Here is a 15,256-nt window from a genome sequence, read left to right as displayed (position 1 = left end):
TATTCGATTGGCACTAAATAAAAAAACTTCCCAACAAGCTTGTGGGAAGTAGTGTAATAAATGCATAGGAAAATAAACCTTCTAAATTACAATCAATTTAAAAAGCTCGCATTTTTACCCTTCTCCCATCCAGACTATAACTGTCGGTTTTGGATTTGCACCAAATCAGCTTGCGCTCACGGACTTTGAATTACTTCATCACCGCCGATCGGGAATTTCACCCTACCCTGAAGGATTTTTTATTTAGCTAATCTTACGATAACACTATTTTATTCTATTATCCATCCTTCTTTTTAAAAATTTTTCAAAAAGAATTATAGCAGATCAACAATGCATCCAGGTTTTTCGCGTTTGTGACGTCCGCCTGAGGCATTGAGGCTACATGCAATATTATTGCCACAGGAGGCGGCGTTTTTTGATGGTGTTATCAGGTGTTTAATCACTCGTCAGCAAGGGAGTCTTCAGCTTAATATAACAATGACTTGATAAATGTAAACGAAATCATTAAACTGATAACATTTAAACTGTGCATGGAACTTCCCTTTCACTAAAACGTTCCTTTACAAGTGACAATTCAGTCCAGCACTTTGGAGGTCATTTACTTGCTATTTTTTAAAAACATCCCATTGAAGCAAGGTATTTTCTATGCCTTATTAATGCTCTGCTGCGTGCTTTCGATTGTGTTCGTTCATCATAATGAATCATTTTATGATCGACCGATTGCTGAGGTGATAAAAGCTGATGTAGCAGAATCAGAACCAATGACAGATATGTATGATAATGATGATTATTTATTTACACAGCATATTACAGCCGTGATACAAAATGGACCACATAAAGGGCAATCCATCCATTTGACGAATGACTATTCCGCCTCTGGAGCTTTCGATCAAGAATACCGTGTGGGCAATGAAATCTTTGTCTCCATAGATAATCACGCATCACAGTCAGGGCTAACTGGGACCATTCTCGATTTAAAACGAGATCAAACCCTTCTCATGATTGCGTGGATTTTTATTTTTGTCTTACTCCTTATAGGAAAAAGACAAGGCTTGTTTTCCATCATTAGTTTAATTGTTAATGCATTGATTTTATCATTCGCGTTAGATTTATATGTGAAACATGGTAACCTGAGCTTGTTAGTCATCAGTGGTATTTGCGCTCTTCTATTTACGATCATTTCGTTGTTACTGATTAGCGGCTTGAACACGAAAACGTATGCAGCTATTGTGTCTACACTTTTAGGAACCGTTATGGCACTCATCATTAGCTCTGTCGTGATGTGGTTAACTGGTGAAAACGGTCTTCGCTATGAAGAAATGCAATTTTTAACACGCCCCTATCGTACAGTCTTTATGGCTGGCTTATTTATTGGCTCACTTGGGGCTGTCATGGATGTCTCTATTACGATGGCTTCTTCAATCTTTGCTTTATATGAACAAGACCCTACTATTTCTGTGAAGGCACTTAAATCTTCAGGGCATGAAATCGGGAAAGATATTATGGGCACCATTACGAGTATTTTGTTCTTTGCCTACCTTTGCGGCTCCATACCGATGGTTATTCTCTATTTGAAAAATTCTTCTACTTTAGGACTCACGCTGTCCTTGAATCTTTCTTTAGAATTAGCTCGCGCCTTAGCAGGTGGTATTGGGGTTGTCCTCACGATTCCGATCAGTCAGTATACTGCTCTATTTTTCATTAATCGAAAGAGGGTTCAAGAATGAATGTAATTGTGTTATTAGCTTTTATTTTATGTCTATTGATGGTCGCAATTGGCGGGAAGCAAGGTGTACGTTCGTTTCTTTCTTTATTCCTAAATTTCGGTGTGCTCTTTGTGACGATCTTTTTAATGACCAACCCTAAAAATAGCCCCATCATCTTAACGTTCGTTGCCTGTACAATTATTAGTTGTATTAGCCTTTTCTATATCAATAAAACAAACAGTAAAACCATTACAGCATTTATCTCTACTATGGTGACGATTGTTGTCTTACTTCTTTTTATTACATTTGTAACGAAAAAGTTGATGATTCAAGGATTTGGTGAAGAATCAACAGAAGAAATAAGCATCTTTTCCCTTTATATTGGTGTTGATTTTGTGCAGATTGGTGCCTCCGTCATTATTATGAGTACGATTGGAGCAATTATGGATGTCGCTATTTCCATTGTTACTTCCATGCATGAGATTTTTTATCGTAACCCTTCGATTAGTAGAAAGAAATTATTTACATCCGGCTTAAATATCGGGAGAGATATTTTAGGAACCGATACGAATACGTTATTCTTCGCTTTCTTTGGTGGCTATTTAAGCTTATTAATATGGTTCAAAGATCTCTCCTATTCGATTGGTGAAATCGTCAACTCCAAGGTTTTTAGTGCTGAAATGACGACTATTTTTTGTGCTGGCATCGGTATTGCACTGATTATTCCGATCGCCTCCTCCGTCAATGCCTATTACTTAATTCGAACACGTGAAAAAACCGAAAAGCTCTCATAAAAGAGTTCAGACCTATCACTCATTTGTGAGAGGTCTGGACAAATCTCCTCCTCTCCTTCAAAAAATGAATGCTATCTCAAAAAAATGTGTCTAAATGATGAAATCGTATAGTAATTGCTCAAATTAGTACTTACATTTGAGAATTTTTTTTTGCTATAGTAAAAAACAGAGCAATTAGTATCGCGGAGGTGTACTAGCTAAAAGGAATCATGATCGCTGATAATCGACATCACGATTATATCTTCATAGACTTTTTTATAATGCAGAACATGAAATAGTAGAAGCATCGCAACTTTATTTTTCCGAATATTCTGTTTTTATACATTCTATGAAAGTTGAACATTTTTGAAGGAGTTTTTACAGTGAATAAGGAAATAAAAACAGGTCCAATTATGGCTGCTCTCTTAGTAGCCGGCTTTGTAGGGCTATTTAGTGAGACAGCATTAAATATTGCACTAGGGGAACTTAGCCAACTTTTCAGCGTGGATGCCACAACTATCCAATGGCTAGCAACAGGCTATTTTCTCACATTAGGCATTTTAGTACCTGTTACAGGCATTTTAATGCAAAAATTTACCACTCGCCAAATGTTTATAATCTCTTTACTCTTTTCCATAATTGGTACCATACTTGCCGCTGTTGCACCAATCTTTGCTGTCTTACTTATAGCACGTGTTATTCAAGCTGCAGGTTTAGCGATTATATTACCATTAACGCAAAATGTGATTTTCACGATTTTTCCAGCTAATAAACGTGGTAGTGCTATGGGGATGATGGGTCTCGTCATTTTAGCAGGACCCGCTTTCGGCCCGACATTAGCAGGGATGATTTTAGACACGCTATCCTGGCACTGGATATTTTGGGTTACTGTCCCCTTCTTATTATTCTCGATCATTTTTGGTTTTATCTTTATTCCCAATGTGAATGAAAGAAAGCAGCTTGCTATAGATATATGGTCTATTATCTTATCTACGATTGGCTTTGGTGGCATCGTCTATGGTGTAAGTAGCGGTGGAGAATTGGGTTGGACAAGCATCAACGTACTTAGCACCATTTTACTAGGTGTAATTGCCTTATGTTTATTTGTGTTGCGTCAATCAAAAATGGACCATCCTATGTTAAATTTGAGAGCTTTCCAGTATCCAATGTTCGTATTGGGTCTTCTGATGAATATGATTACCTTCTTCAATATGCTGTCTATGCTAGTGGTGCTCCCGATGTATATGCAAACGGCACTTTTGGTATCGGCCTTTGTAACAGGTTTAATGATGCTCCCTGGTAGTCTACTAAACTGCCTATTAGCACCAACCATCGGTAAATACTTCGATAAATACGGACCACGTGCAATCATTACCCCCGGAACCATACTTGTTGTGATTGGCTATGGACTTTATGCTTTAAATGGTACCGAAACAGCTACTTGGGCATTAGTGTTAACACATATCATCATGATGCTTGGGGTTGGTATGGTATTAGCCTCTGTCCAAACGAATACGCTCAATGCTTTGCCAAGACAATATTTTCCTGATGGTATTGCGATTACACAAACCTCTCAACAAGTATCAGGTGCCATAGGCATTGCTGTAATGGTCTCGTTGTTCTCAGCTAAGCAACAGCAATTCTTAACTGACAGTACAACTAATGCTCAAGAGGCGGCGGCTTCAGGCTCTGCATTTGTCTTTGCAATCAGTTTTGCTCTGGCAATCATCAATGTCATACTCTCTTTCTTTTTGAAAAAAACTCAATAATTTAAGTATAGAAGGGAGGTGTCTCGAAGGAATTTTAAGGCACCTCCTTTTGTTATGTCATTTCCGTTGCAATCGCAGTATTTTCTGATAATATTTACCATAAGATGTTTACGTACGCTCAAAATAGTTGTTGTTTCATGATGCACTACACTAGGTCGCCCATCCTATGTCATATCTTTAAACATCAATTACGCCTTTGACGTAATTGCCGCTGATTCTGCATTTTCGCGCAGATCAACTTTGCGCCCCGTTTTTTCGAGCTGATGAGTAGAATGTTAACCTCAGACCATCACGTCCTGTGACAGTTAACTGACTTGCATCGTGCAGGTCAACTTCAAAATCAGTGACTTCCGCCGAGGCTTCGGGTTAACATGATGATGATTACTCAGATATGGCACAAGATGTGGCATTCTTAGCCTGAGTTCAGCTTTTTTAGCGGGCATTTGAACACCCATTGGAGAAAACAACACAAATATTTTTCTTTCTCTAAAGTACTGCTTCACTTTTGGTACAAAAAACACTTGCTGAATTAAGATAAAACGTCAATTACAACGAGATGGAAAAGGAGAAAATTGGCAATGAAGCATATTATCTTTGATTTTGATGGAACACTGGCAGATTCAACCGCAGTGTTTGCATCAGCATGGAATACATTAGCGCAAAAATATAAATTTAAAGGCATCGAATTAAAGGAAATTGATACACTGAAAAAATTATCGATTTCTGAACGCAGTAAATTATTTGATTTCCCAATGTATAAATTGCCCATGATTTTACCGCAATTTTATAAATTGTATCGTCAATCATTAAATGATGTTCATCTTTTTGATGGAATGAAGGAAGTCCTGATGGAAATTGATAAGAGAGGCTATAAAATCATTATTATTTCCTCTAATTCTAAGGAAAATATTTTAGCATTTCTTAAAATGAACGGTATTCACTGTGTAGCAGATGTTCTTTGCTCCAATCGAATTTTTGGCAAGGATAAAGTGATGAAAAAGTTTTTAAAGGACTCAAATGTCAACTCAGCTGACGTGTTATATATTGGGGATGAACAAAGGGATATCGTGGCTTGTAAGAAAGCAGGTGTCCCGATTGTATGGGTAGAATGGGGCTATGATGCCATAGAGGTCGTGCAAAACGAAAATCCTGAATATAAGGTCGCTACACCACAGGAAATTTTAGAGATTATTTAATTATGGGGAAGGATAATAGCATGTTACCTGTCTATTATCCTTTTTTTATATTATTATCCTTTCATCTCACTAATCTGCATGAGCTTTTCTGCCGTGCTATTAACCCCTTTATAGGCATCTGTTAATTCATGCATACTCGCAGCAAATTGCTGTGTAAACGCAGAAATTTGATTTGCTGACGCATTGACTTGATCGATGGATTGTTTAATATTTTCTAGTTGCACTGTAATGCTATCAGCACTTTCTGTACTGCTTTGGGACATTTTTTGTATTTCTGAAGCAACCACGGCAAAGCCACGACCATGCTCACCTGAACGTGCTGCTTCAATGGATGCATTCAAGCCGAGAATTTTGGATTTCATAGCCAAATCCTTTACTAAATTCACAATGTCATTAATCTGCTTAATATCACTTGCCATCGATTCCGAGAAGTTCGATAATTCCTCTAAACGATTGGACACATCCATACTGGAAGTAGCTAATCCTTCATTGGTAGTCGTCATTTCTTCAACAGCACTTGAAAGCTCAGTTGCCAACAAGCGCATACTATCCATTTTTTCATTGGAAATAATGGCACTTACTACACCAATTACCTGACCTCCGTCAAAAATAGGCTGTGCAGAGGCAATGTATGCCATGCCAAACCCTTCCGCCCCGCGCTCTTCTTTCACAAAGCGGCCTGAGCTTAAGGCTATTTCCGTTGCAGTCCCTCGATATTTATGTACTGGTTCACCAACCCCTACTTTTAAATCAACACGTTTCCCCGGTTTATAGGCAAGAACTTTCTCTCTATCTGCCACGATGACACAAGCATCCTCTGGATAAGTTGCTTGGTATAAATCAATCGAATCAATCGCTGCCTGTAGTTTTGGATGCATTGTCTTCCCCCTTCTCCCAAAGCTTTTGTAAAATATCTCAATTTAACTATATCATGTCACTTAAAAAAAGACACCAACGTCCAGTGGTGTCTTGTCATGCCATTATGACTTTGTCAATTTTTCTACATATTTCGCTGCCGTTCTGATTTCAATTGTTAGAAAATCATTGCCATAGGTAGCCTTTATTAAAAATGGTACATCATTCGTGTTTTGGAACCTAAAGTCTAAACTGCCGTAGGAAACAGTAGCATCTCTTCCTTTAGGTACATACCCCACATCTAAGGAATGGTGATGACGCTCCACATAGTTAATTGAAATTTGATCGACAGCATTAAACAGTGTTGAAGACGTTTGACAGATTCCACCGCCAATCCCCATGACTACCTTCTTATTAATAATTTCCGGTGCAGGTTGATAGCCATTCGCTTCATCCCTCGGACCCACAATCGTATTAAAAGAAAAATAATCCCCACTACCTACAATGACATTATTGATCGCCCTAGCCGACAGCTCGATGTTTTTATTTCTTCCACTATCTGTGCTATTGAAATATGTCGTATAGGATGCAACAACGATTTCCTCTAATAAAGGAAGATCCTCTAAATAATAGCCACTTTCTGTTACATAGAGCGGCATTTCCACTTGACCACCCGTCGTTGAAGCCTCTAGAATTCGCTCTACTAATTCGCTTTCTTTTAAAATAGTTTGCGGTCTTCCTTTGATTACTTGCCCTTCTTCTCCCAATCGATCGAGCACCATTCGTTGATCATAGCCAGTCATTGTGTCTGTTCCTCTCGCCAATTCCTTTGCTAATTGTTCTAGCTGCTGGTAATAAGCTTGCGGATCTGTGTCAAAGCCAAATTCCTTAGGAGAGATTGTTTGAACCATCTGCTGTGTTACGGGATCAATAAGCTCTACAATAGGCTCAATTGGGTGCTCTTGTTCATACGTAACAGACTGCTGAGCTTCTTCATGTTGTTGAATTTCTTGTTCTAGCTTGTTATCGTTTGCCGCTTTGTCCTGACATCCTACTAGCCCAAGCGTACAGATAATGCCGCATAGAGCCAGCCACTTCTTTCTCAACCATGAACACCTACCTCTATCTTCATACTACAGAGACATCTTATTCGTAGATTGCTCATAGTGTGTTGTTTTTTGATGATTTTTATTTGTCAATACTGCAAAAACACACTATATGAAGGCCACCATTACCTGTGAAATTTTATGATTGAATAAACCTTTAGACGATAGAGGATTGTAAGTACTATTTGGTGCAGCTATTTTCTCTTCGCTATCTTAATTTAGATAAGATTATTCCGCATGAATCATTTATACAGCCTAAAAACATTATTTCTCAAAGAAATAAAATGGCAAATAAGGCTAAAGTTTAGTAGAATGATTCTTTAGATTAAAATAAATGACTAAATTTTGTTTTATATTAAAACACTACTTATAACTACATTTCCCATAAATAAAATCTGGAATTTAAAGGAAGAAAAATAAATTGACTAATGATTTAAAAATACGTGATAAGTATATCTACACTTATATTCATCATATTGATGAATATGATTTATGTAGAATGGAGATGCGCTCATTTTTTGGAAAAGATTCTGACTCAAACTATTTAATTAGCGATGTTAAAATTGATCCAAGCCGTAGCCCATTTATTGAAGAGAGACTTGAGATATTATATGAAGAGAATGATTTAGACGTATTAAAGGATCGTCTTAAGCATTTCAATGTAGGAGAAAACACTTACAAAGTAATTAGTTTAAATAAAATGGTCATAAATACTACTAATAAGATAAACCATGCAGAGCGTCGTAAAATTGAAAGAGAAATTGGATTGTCGATTAACGGAGAACCAGATTTAGACAATCCAGAAATTATCTTGGGGATTATTACGTTAGACGGTCGTTGGTATTTTGGCAACTATACAAAAAGTGAACCCATTTGGCTTAAACATAAACAGAAGCCACACAATTATTCAACCGCATTGAGCACAAGAGTTGCTCGTGCTATTACTAATATTGCAGTTCCACATATAGAAAATGTACGTGCTATCGATCCCTGTTGTGGAATAGGAACTGTCATAATAGAGGGACTTTCAATGGGAATTGATATTGAAGGTCGAGACATTAATTATCATGTATGTCAGGGTTCCAGAAGTAATATCACTTATTTCGGACTAGAAGGTAAAATTACACTAGGACCGATTTCAGAGGTAACGGAGCACTATGATGTAGCGATTGTTGATTTACCATATAACTTATTTACTCACGCATCAAGGGAAGAACAAAGTGAGATACTAAAGCACGCTCGACGAATTTCAAATAAAATTATTATTGCCACAATTGATACGATTGATGACTTAATTGAAGAAGCTGGATTCGAGATAGTTGACCGATGTATTGCTAAAAAACAGTCTTTTTTACGTCAAATTATTTTATGTAAATGAGAAACACCTATATGGTGAAGGACAATAAAATAATGTTAACCCTGTCCTAATTTTAGAACAGGGTTAATATATTGTTGTGCAACTTTTAATATAGAATCTTAACTGAAAACCCTCGTCCATTCTAATTTATAGAGAAATCATCGGAATTTTAATTACTAACTTTCAGCCGTATCGCATGAAAAGTTATTTCTACTAATTAGCACGGCCTATTGTCGATAAGCAAGATGAATTCCCGTGAAGAAAGGGAAATTACTCGCGAAGCAACAGAAATGACGTTCAAAGTTTACGTAAAAAAAGAGCATCTACTAGCTATCAAATGAGCCAGTAGATGCTCTATCATTTTTAACTCTTGTAAAAAAGCTCAAGTACAGAACAGTGTCCTATTTTATTTTTGAATAAACATTTGTGTCCAATAATGACCATCCTGCACATAGCCTACACCGATATGGGTATAGCTTTTATTGAGAATATTGGCACGATGTCCTGCACTGTTCATCCAAGCTGTTACAACTTCTTGAGCTGAGCGTTGACCTTTTGCAATATTTTCACCAGCAGCTTTGTACGTAATACCAAAGTTTTTCATCATGGTAAAAGGTGTGCCATATGTTGGGCTTGTATGGTCAAAGTACTGTTTATCATGCATATCTTGAGATTTATATTTGGCTACTCGGGATAGCTCCCAATTTTCCTGTAATGCTGGCAGACCTGCTTTGGCGCGTTCTGCATTAACAAGTTTAACAACCTCTTGCTCAACCGTGGCCTGTTCCTTTACAGGGATATTGATTTTTTGCCCAGGGGAAATTTGATTCGGATTGGCAAGCTGTGGATTGGCATCTATTAATTCTTGTACGCCTGTCTCAGTTTTCAACGCTATTTTCCAAAGTGTGTCACCAGATGTCACTGTATAGGATTCGGCTGCCATTGCCGCTGCTGGTACTAATAATGAAGCTGCGATTACTGAAGCGAGTGTTGCTTTTTTTATTTTTTTGAACATGTTCATCATCCTTCCTGTTTGCTCTACTATTATCGTAAATAGTTTCAGAGCCATAATCATCACAAAATATTTGGAAGGATTTTTACAATTGTATGACATCGACACAACACAAACGAACAAAACCCTTTATTACGCTATTTTTCATCATATGCTTTGTCATCAAGTTGCAATCTTTTTGTAATTGGCATACATTACTAATACATTCAGCTATTTAAAATGACTCAAAATAGCCTATTTTGCTAATTGTTTACGTTTTAATCGATAAATTAGTAGAATATAGAGCCCATCATAAAAGAGCGTTGCCATGGAAATAATGGTAATCAATGGCGTACGGAAGTAGAGATAAAAGCCAACCGCAGCAAACAATGTACCTACCATTTTACAGACGGCAATTCCCATTGATTGACCGGCTAAGTTCCCTCTTTGCAACAATAAAGCGATAAATAACCCTGACATCATAAGATTTTGGAAAAATGCTGTGTACTTCCCTTCAAAATCCTGAAACTCATAGACGATGCCAAAAATCATCAACATGCTGAAAAGAAACGTAACCAAAAAGGAGCCATACAATATTTTTTTAGTAAGTATCCTACGATATTCACTTGGCGCATAGCGTAAAAACTGCATTAAAATAAAGATATCCAATACAAGCCAAATGAGTGTAATGTATCGCTGGAGATCATTTTGTGGGTAAATAAAAGCAAAGATAAACTCCCATGAAATATTGGCACAAATAGCGGCCATAGGCATTCCATATTTTTTATCTTGCCACCCTTTATAAATCACGAGTATGTATGTAATTATCCAAAACAGACCCATTCCTAATTGGCAAATTAATAATAGGTTTAGTTCAGTCAATGTTCGTTCTCTCCCCTATATAGCATTCCTCCTACTATATGTGAGGAAAACGATTCATTATGTCTAAAAGTTTAATAGAAGGGTAAAGGGGTAGCTAAATATCAAATAGATGCAACCTATACATTCCATAAGTAATCCTATATAGTAAAACGAGGTGATTGAATGAAAACAAAAATTTATGTGGATAATGAACAATTTATCGCTGGGACTACCTTGAAAGATGACATGGAACTAGAGCAAAACAATATGGCTTTGCATATTTGTGATAATGTTCAAGCTATCATCGACAATCGGCAACATTTAGCCGCTACGTTGAACTGTGATTTGCAGCATTTTATTTGCACCGAGCAAACACATAGTGCGAACTTTCATAAAGTCACATTAGCTGATAAAGGGCGAGGTGCTGAGCAAATCGATACAGCAGTTAAAAATACCGATGCCCTTTATACCATAGAGCCGAATTTATTATTATGTAGTTTTACGGCTGATTGCGTTCCCGTTATTTTTTATAATGCTGTGAACGGACTAGTTGGCGTTATTCATTCAGGTTGGCAAGGAACTGTCAAAGAAATAACGCCCAAATTGTTTCAGCATCTGATGAATGAAGAACAATGTCGACCAGAGGATTTTCATGTCCAAATTGGTATGGCGCTGAGTCAGCAAAAGTTTGAGGTGGACGCAGATGTCTACGAAAAGTTTCACAGCCTTGGTTATGCGGAAGACTTTATGTACTACAATGCAGAAACGAATAAATATCATATTGATAATCAGCAAACAGTAAAAAAACAATGTGAGCTTGCTGGTATTCCAGCTCATCAAATTCAAATTGATGAAACTTGTACGTTCCTTAGCCCAAATGGCTTTTCCTACCGTCAGGACAAACAAGCAGGAAGACATTTAAGCTTTATTATGCGGAAAACATCCTAATAGCAAAGGCCAATTCTTGACGAATTGGCCTCCATTTATTTTAATGTACCTGTACTAATAATGGACGTTTCTACATGGACTTTAACGTCTAATTTACTAATAAGCGCCCTCGTTTTTTTCGTCGTCCATTTCCCATGATAGTACATTCTAAATTCTTCACTTAAGCCAGCCGGGTCCACCTCTGCTTTATTTAATCGCTCTAAAAAATCACCAATATCCTGTTCAAGCTGTTTATTCACATCTTTTTCTAAATTACTAATGCTTTCAACTGTAAACAAATGAGATTCTCTTTTACCCTTATACTCGCTTAATGTACCCTTGATTGTTAAGAAAATCGTTAATTTTGGTGAATTCACGTTTTGATTACTCTCTTTTTTTACACTGCTTTCAATTAAATCAATCATGAGTTTCTCTTCCCCATGCCCTGCGTTTAAGTCCAAGTGTAACGGAGCAAGATTTTTCCGTCCATTCAAAGCTTGAATCACCAGTGCTTCCTCTGGTTTAATCAGTTCATGCATCTGATTTCCTTTGAAAATTGCAACGCCTTCCACCTCTAATTTATCCCCTCGCTTTTCAATATAAGGTAAAATGGTATCAATTACTGGATTCGTAATTGTATACATAAAATCATGGATATTGGTGTTTGGATTAAAGGCTGTATTAATACTAGGTTCTAATAGATCATTTAAATAAAAGTTAATATTAGGTTTATCAGGATAATCTCCCTTTAGAATAGCTTCTGCGTTATCTTTTACAACAGCGATGAGCACTTTATTTCCCACCTCTGCATTGCGATATAAATGCTGAATAATCTTTCTGACATTTCCTTTTCGTGCAAAATCCTCATTGACTAATACCACACGTAATTGATTGAAAACAATCTTTTTATCTGATTGTTTTTCTATTTTGACTATGCCACTGGACACTAGATCTGTCGTAATGGAAAAATTTTGCGTATCCTGCTCTGCCTCTGGAGAGTATTGAGGAATAGCCACTGTAAGCCTCATCTCATTTTCATCAATGTAATCAAATGCCATCGAATCAACCATGCCAATATCCTCTAATGGCACTTTTAGTTCTTTTCGAGAACAGCCCACAAGTAAAATTAAAACAATCAAACTGAGTATACATAGACGTGTTTTCATACTTGCACCTGCTTTTTCCTAAATAAGTAGATCATGATTAAAAATAGTGGCCAAATAATTAAGATATACCCTATATAGTTACTTGCCATAAATAATTTATCCTGAACCTCTCGCGAAACAGGCATTTTAATAATGACAAAAATCAGACAGGTAATCATATATAAGTAATAATTCTTCTTTTTTTTAGGTAACGGAAATAATGCATGGGCACCTTGTTTCGCACACCATACATAAGCAGTCATAGAAGTTAAAATCAGAAATACCCAAAGTGTAATGCCAATAATATCAATACGCTCTATAAAGGTAAATTCCCCTGCTTTAAATAAATTCAACACCGAAAACTCTACATTTTTCAATTGCCATTCCGAATAATACATCACACTAATAAGCGTTGTGATAAAACATAAAAAAACACTAATCCAAACGCCTAATAAGGAATGACGAAAAGCCTTCTTTTTATCAATGATAAAAGGAAAATAAAATACAATTAATTCATATCCAAGAAATGAAAAATAGCCTTGCTTGAATGCTGCATAAAACTCTTTAGTCGTAAAATTAAAGAGAGGTAGAAGATGACTTACACTCCCTTTTTCAATCGCCCACCGTGTAAAATAGAACATCCAAATCGTAATAAAAAATGTCATGATACAAAATCTTGCAATTGATTTTATACCGCCGTTTACGATGTAAATAAGCAAAAGTAAAAAGCAAAGTACAGGTAATGTAATCGTTTGTTCCTGTAACGCTGTACTTTGTATTAAATGCATATAGTTACTTATAATCCCTGCACTAAAAACAATACATTGTATAATGATGAAAAAATTGATGGTTTTCCCGATATATTTTCCTAAAAGTATTTCGTTCATCTTAAATAAATCATCATTAGGAAATTTTGAACACAGCCATACCATTGCAAACAGTGTAAGAGTTGCTATCAGACCATATAAAAGTGGCATAAATGTTTGAGAATATCCCATAGAACTTAATTTTTGAGGTAGTGAAAGGATACCCGTACCAAGCATTACACTTTGAGCTAAAAAAATGACATGATAGCGATTTAACACTTTGTCTTTCGTTGTACTCAAAGTTGACCACCTCATTCCTCTAGTTCTATTTTTTCTGTGCTTTTGAAAGACCTGATTTACTTTTTAGGTATTTAGTTGGAAATCGGATGACACCATCCAATAAATCGCTTGGCTTTCTTGGAATGCCTGGAGTCATATAATGCGTCCCTAACGATTTTAAACTTAATAAATGATGAATTAACCAGGCAAAGGCGAGCATCTGGCCAAATAAGCCAAAGAGCCCCGCTGATAAAATAAAAATATAGCGCACAAACCGACTAGTATTACTCATTAAGAAAATCGGCGGTAGGAACGATAATAAGGCAGATGTCGCAACTAGCACGATGAGAATATTACTGAGTAATCCCGCTTCTACAGCAGCAGTACCAATAACAATACCTCCTACGATACCAATTGTTTGACCGACTTTGGCTGGCATTCGAGAACCCGCTTCTCGTAACACTTCAATAATCAGCTCGATAAATAGCACTTCAATCAGCGGTGGAAATGGTACTTTACTCCTCGACTCTTGAAGATTTAATAATAATTCATAGGGCAATATTTCTGGATGAAAGGTTAGAGCTGATATATACATGGGGGTAATCATAATTGTTAGGAAAAAACCAAAAAAGCGTAACATCCTTAGTAAAGTTGCCGTTGTCCATCGGTTGTAATAATCTTCAATCGACACAAACATTTCAAAAAAAGACGTAGGACAAACAATTGCTAACTGACTATTATCCATAAAAACGACGATTCTACCATCTAGAAGATAACGGCAAATACTATCTGGACGAACTGTCATATAATATTGCGGAAAGGGTGATAAAGGATTATCCTCAATTAATTGCTTCAGCACAGATATATCCGTAAATAATGGATAATCTACTTGATCTATCCGATTTCTTAAATCCTCTAAATTTTTATGACTCACAATATTATCCATATACATAATCGAGATTTTAATATTGGCTTCAGACCCGACAACACGGTTTTCGTTTTTAAGCATAGCGCTTTGTATGCGTCTTCTCACCAATGAAATATTTGTTTCTAATGATTCTGTAAATGCATCCTGTGGACCGATTACTGTGGACTCCGTTTCAGTATCTGTAATGGCCCTTGTCGGTGCACTATACGTATCCACGCTTAACAACGCATTCGTTTCATGAAAAAAAAGGAGGGTTTGCCCAGCATTCAATTTTTTAACGGCTCCCTGGACATCCTTTGGGTCCACATATTGAGCGACTTGATGAATTTGTTTTAAATTATTAGCCAACGGAATCGTCACCATGGTTTGTAAGGTCATTTTTTCAATGAGCGAGGAGAAATAAATGACCGTGACATCTCCCTCTTCTGTCGCCACCATTTTCAGTTTTACATCATCAATTTCGTTGATCTCCTGCGTCAATTTAGCTACAATTTGTTCCGGTATCTCGTTCATTTCTTTCAACCCCTTTAATTCCGATGAATACCAGTCATTGTCAT

The 15,256-nt window shown here is 36.7% G+C and carries 13 protein-coding genes and 1 riboswitch; of the genes, 6 read left to right on the top strand and 7 right to left on the bottom strand.

The window, feature by feature from the left end:
* Window positions 1-113: 113 nt before the first annotated feature.
* A riboswitch (FMN riboswitch) is annotated at window positions 114-239 on the bottom strand.
* A 417-nt stretch (window positions 240-656) separates the two neighbouring features.
* The 4 genes from MHI22_RS00575 to MHI22_RS00560 all read left to right on the top strand — a co-directional run bounded on the left by MHI22_RS00575 (window position 657) and on the right by MHI22_RS00560 (window position 5,444).
* Window positions 657-1,727 carry a YibE/F family protein gene (locus MHI22_RS00575; RefSeq protein ID WP_180957774.1) on the top strand — a complete coding sequence of 357 codons (1,071 nt, stop codon included), beginning with the start codon at window positions 657-659 and terminating at the stop codon, window positions 1,725-1,727.
* A complete protein-coding gene (locus tag MHI22_RS00570) occupies window positions 1,724-2,500 on the top strand; it encodes a YibE/F family protein (protein WP_340810792.1) in 777 nt (258 codons plus the stop codon). The genes MHI22_RS00575 and MHI22_RS00570 overlap by 4 nt, the downstream gene beginning before the upstream one ends.
* Before the next feature lie 362 nt (window positions 2,501-2,862).
* Window positions 2,863-4,248 carry a DHA2 family efflux MFS transporter permease subunit gene (locus MHI22_RS00565; protein ID WP_058844610.1) on the top strand — a complete coding sequence of 462 codons (1,386 nt, stop codon included), beginning with the start codon at window positions 2,863-2,865 and terminating at the stop codon, window positions 4,246-4,248.
* A gap of 578 nt (window positions 4,249-4,826) precedes the next feature.
* Entirely contained in the window at window positions 4,827-5,444 is a 618-nt protein-coding gene (locus tag MHI22_RS00560) for an HAD-IA family hydrolase (protein WP_058844609.1), read from the top strand.
* 53 nt (window positions 5,445-5,497) lie between these two features.
* On the opposite strand, the gene MHI22_RS00555 is transcribed toward MHI22_RS00560, so the two are convergent.
* Window positions 5,498-6,322 (bottom strand): methyl-accepting chemotaxis protein, encoded by an 825-nt coding sequence (locus MHI22_RS00555; RefSeq protein WP_058844608.1) that lies wholly within the window; start codon window positions 6,320-6,322, stop codon window positions 5,498-5,500.
* Window positions 6,323-6,424: 102 nt separating this feature from the next.
* The gene (locus MHI22_RS00550; protein ID WP_340810791.1) at window positions 6,425-7,405 is read right to left on the bottom strand and encodes a VanW family protein; all 981 of its coding nucleotides are present in this window, start codon (window positions 7,403-7,405) and stop codon (window positions 6,425-6,427) included.
* Window positions 7,406-7,826: 421 nt separating this feature from the next.
* Here MHI22_RS00550 and MHI22_RS00545 point away from each other — a divergent pair, with 421 nt between their 5' ends.
* A complete protein-coding gene (locus MHI22_RS00545) occupies window positions 7,827-8,783 on the top strand; it encodes a TRM11 family SAM-dependent methyltransferase (RefSeq protein ID WP_445668833.1) in 957 nt (318 codons plus the stop codon).
* A 385-nt stretch (window positions 8,784-9,168) separates the two neighbouring features.
* Here MHI22_RS00545 and safA read toward each other — a convergent pair whose 3' ends face one another.
* Window positions 9,169-9,777, bottom strand: coding sequence for a SafA/ExsA family spore coat assembly protein (safA, locus tag MHI22_RS00540; RefSeq protein ID WP_058844606.1), 609 nt, complete (start codon window positions 9,775-9,777; stop codon window positions 9,169-9,171).
* Between the two features lie 231 nt (window positions 9,778-10,008).
* Complete coding sequence (locus MHI22_RS00535; RefSeq protein WP_340810790.1) at window positions 10,009-10,635, bottom strand: transmembrane-type terpene cyclase; 627 nt, start codon at window positions 10,633-10,635, stop codon at window positions 10,009-10,011.
* Between the two features lie 162 nt (window positions 10,636-10,797).
* Between MHI22_RS00535 and pgeF the strand changes: the two genes are divergently transcribed.
* Complete coding sequence (gene pgeF, locus MHI22_RS00530; protein ID WP_089933253.1) at window positions 10,798-11,562, top strand: peptidoglycan editing factor PgeF; 765 nt, start codon at window positions 10,798-10,800, stop codon at window positions 11,560-11,562.
* Between the two features lie 35 nt (window positions 11,563-11,597).
* Here the strand turns inward: pgeF and MHI22_RS00525 are convergent, their stop codons facing one another.
* The 3 genes from MHI22_RS00525 to MHI22_RS00515 are packed head-to-tail and all read right to left on the bottom strand — an operon-like array spanning window position 11,598 to window position 15,212.
* Window positions 11,598-12,707: a Ger(x)C family spore germination protein gene (locus tag MHI22_RS00525; protein ID WP_089933254.1), complete on the bottom strand. Its 1,110-nt coding sequence runs from the start codon at window positions 12,705-12,707 to the stop codon at window positions 11,598-11,600.
* Window positions 12,704-13,792: a GerAB/ArcD/ProY family transporter gene (locus tag MHI22_RS00520; protein ID WP_058844603.1), complete on the bottom strand. Its 1,089-nt coding sequence runs from the start codon at window positions 13,790-13,792 to the stop codon at window positions 12,704-12,706. Before MHI22_RS00520 ends, MHI22_RS00525 begins: the two co-directional genes overlap by 4 nt.
* A 25-nt stretch (window positions 13,793-13,817) precedes the next feature.
* A complete protein-coding gene (locus tag MHI22_RS00515; RefSeq protein WP_058844602.1) occupies window positions 13,818-15,212 on the bottom strand; it encodes a spore germination protein in 1,395 nt (464 codons plus the stop codon).
* Between the last annotated feature and the right edge of the window lie 44 nt (window positions 15,213-15,256).

This window comes from Lysinibacillus sp. FSL L8-0312 (genome assembly GCF_038003285.1).
Lineage (GTDB): Bacteria > Bacillota > Bacilli > Bacillales_A > Planococcaceae > Lysinibacillus > Lysinibacillus fusiformis_D.
This window is presented reverse-complemented; position numbering and strand designations above follow the sequence as displayed.

Coding starts and splice junctions, on each gene's coding strand:
- MHI22_RS00575 (WP_180957774.1), top strand. CDS start 657: ATGCTCTGCTGCGTGCTTTCGATTGTGTTCGTTCATCATAATGAATCA.
- MHI22_RS00570 (WP_340810792.1), top strand. CDS start 1,724: ATGAATGTAATTGTGTTATTAGCTTTTATTTTATGTCTATTGATGGTC.
- MHI22_RS00560 (WP_058844609.1), top strand. CDS start 4,827: ATGAAGCATATTATCTTTGATTTTGATGGAACACTGGCAGATTCAACC.
- MHI22_RS00555 (WP_058844608.1), bottom strand. CDS start 6,322: ATGCATCCAAAACTACAGGCAGCGATTGATTCGATTGATTTATACCAA.
- safA (WP_058844606.1), bottom strand. CDS start 9,777: ATGTTCAAAAAAATAAAAAAAGCAACACTCGCTTCAGTAATCGCAGCT.
- pgeF (WP_089933253.1), top strand. CDS start 10,798: ATGAAAACAAAAATTTATGTGGATAATGAACAATTTATCGCTGGGACT.
- MHI22_RS00525 (WP_089933254.1), bottom strand. CDS start 12,707: ATGAAAACACGTCTATGTATACTCAGTTTGATTGTTTTAATTTTACTT.
- MHI22_RS00515 (WP_058844602.1), bottom strand. CDS start 15,212: ATGAACGAGATACCGGAACAAATTGTAGCTAAATTGACGCAGGAGATC.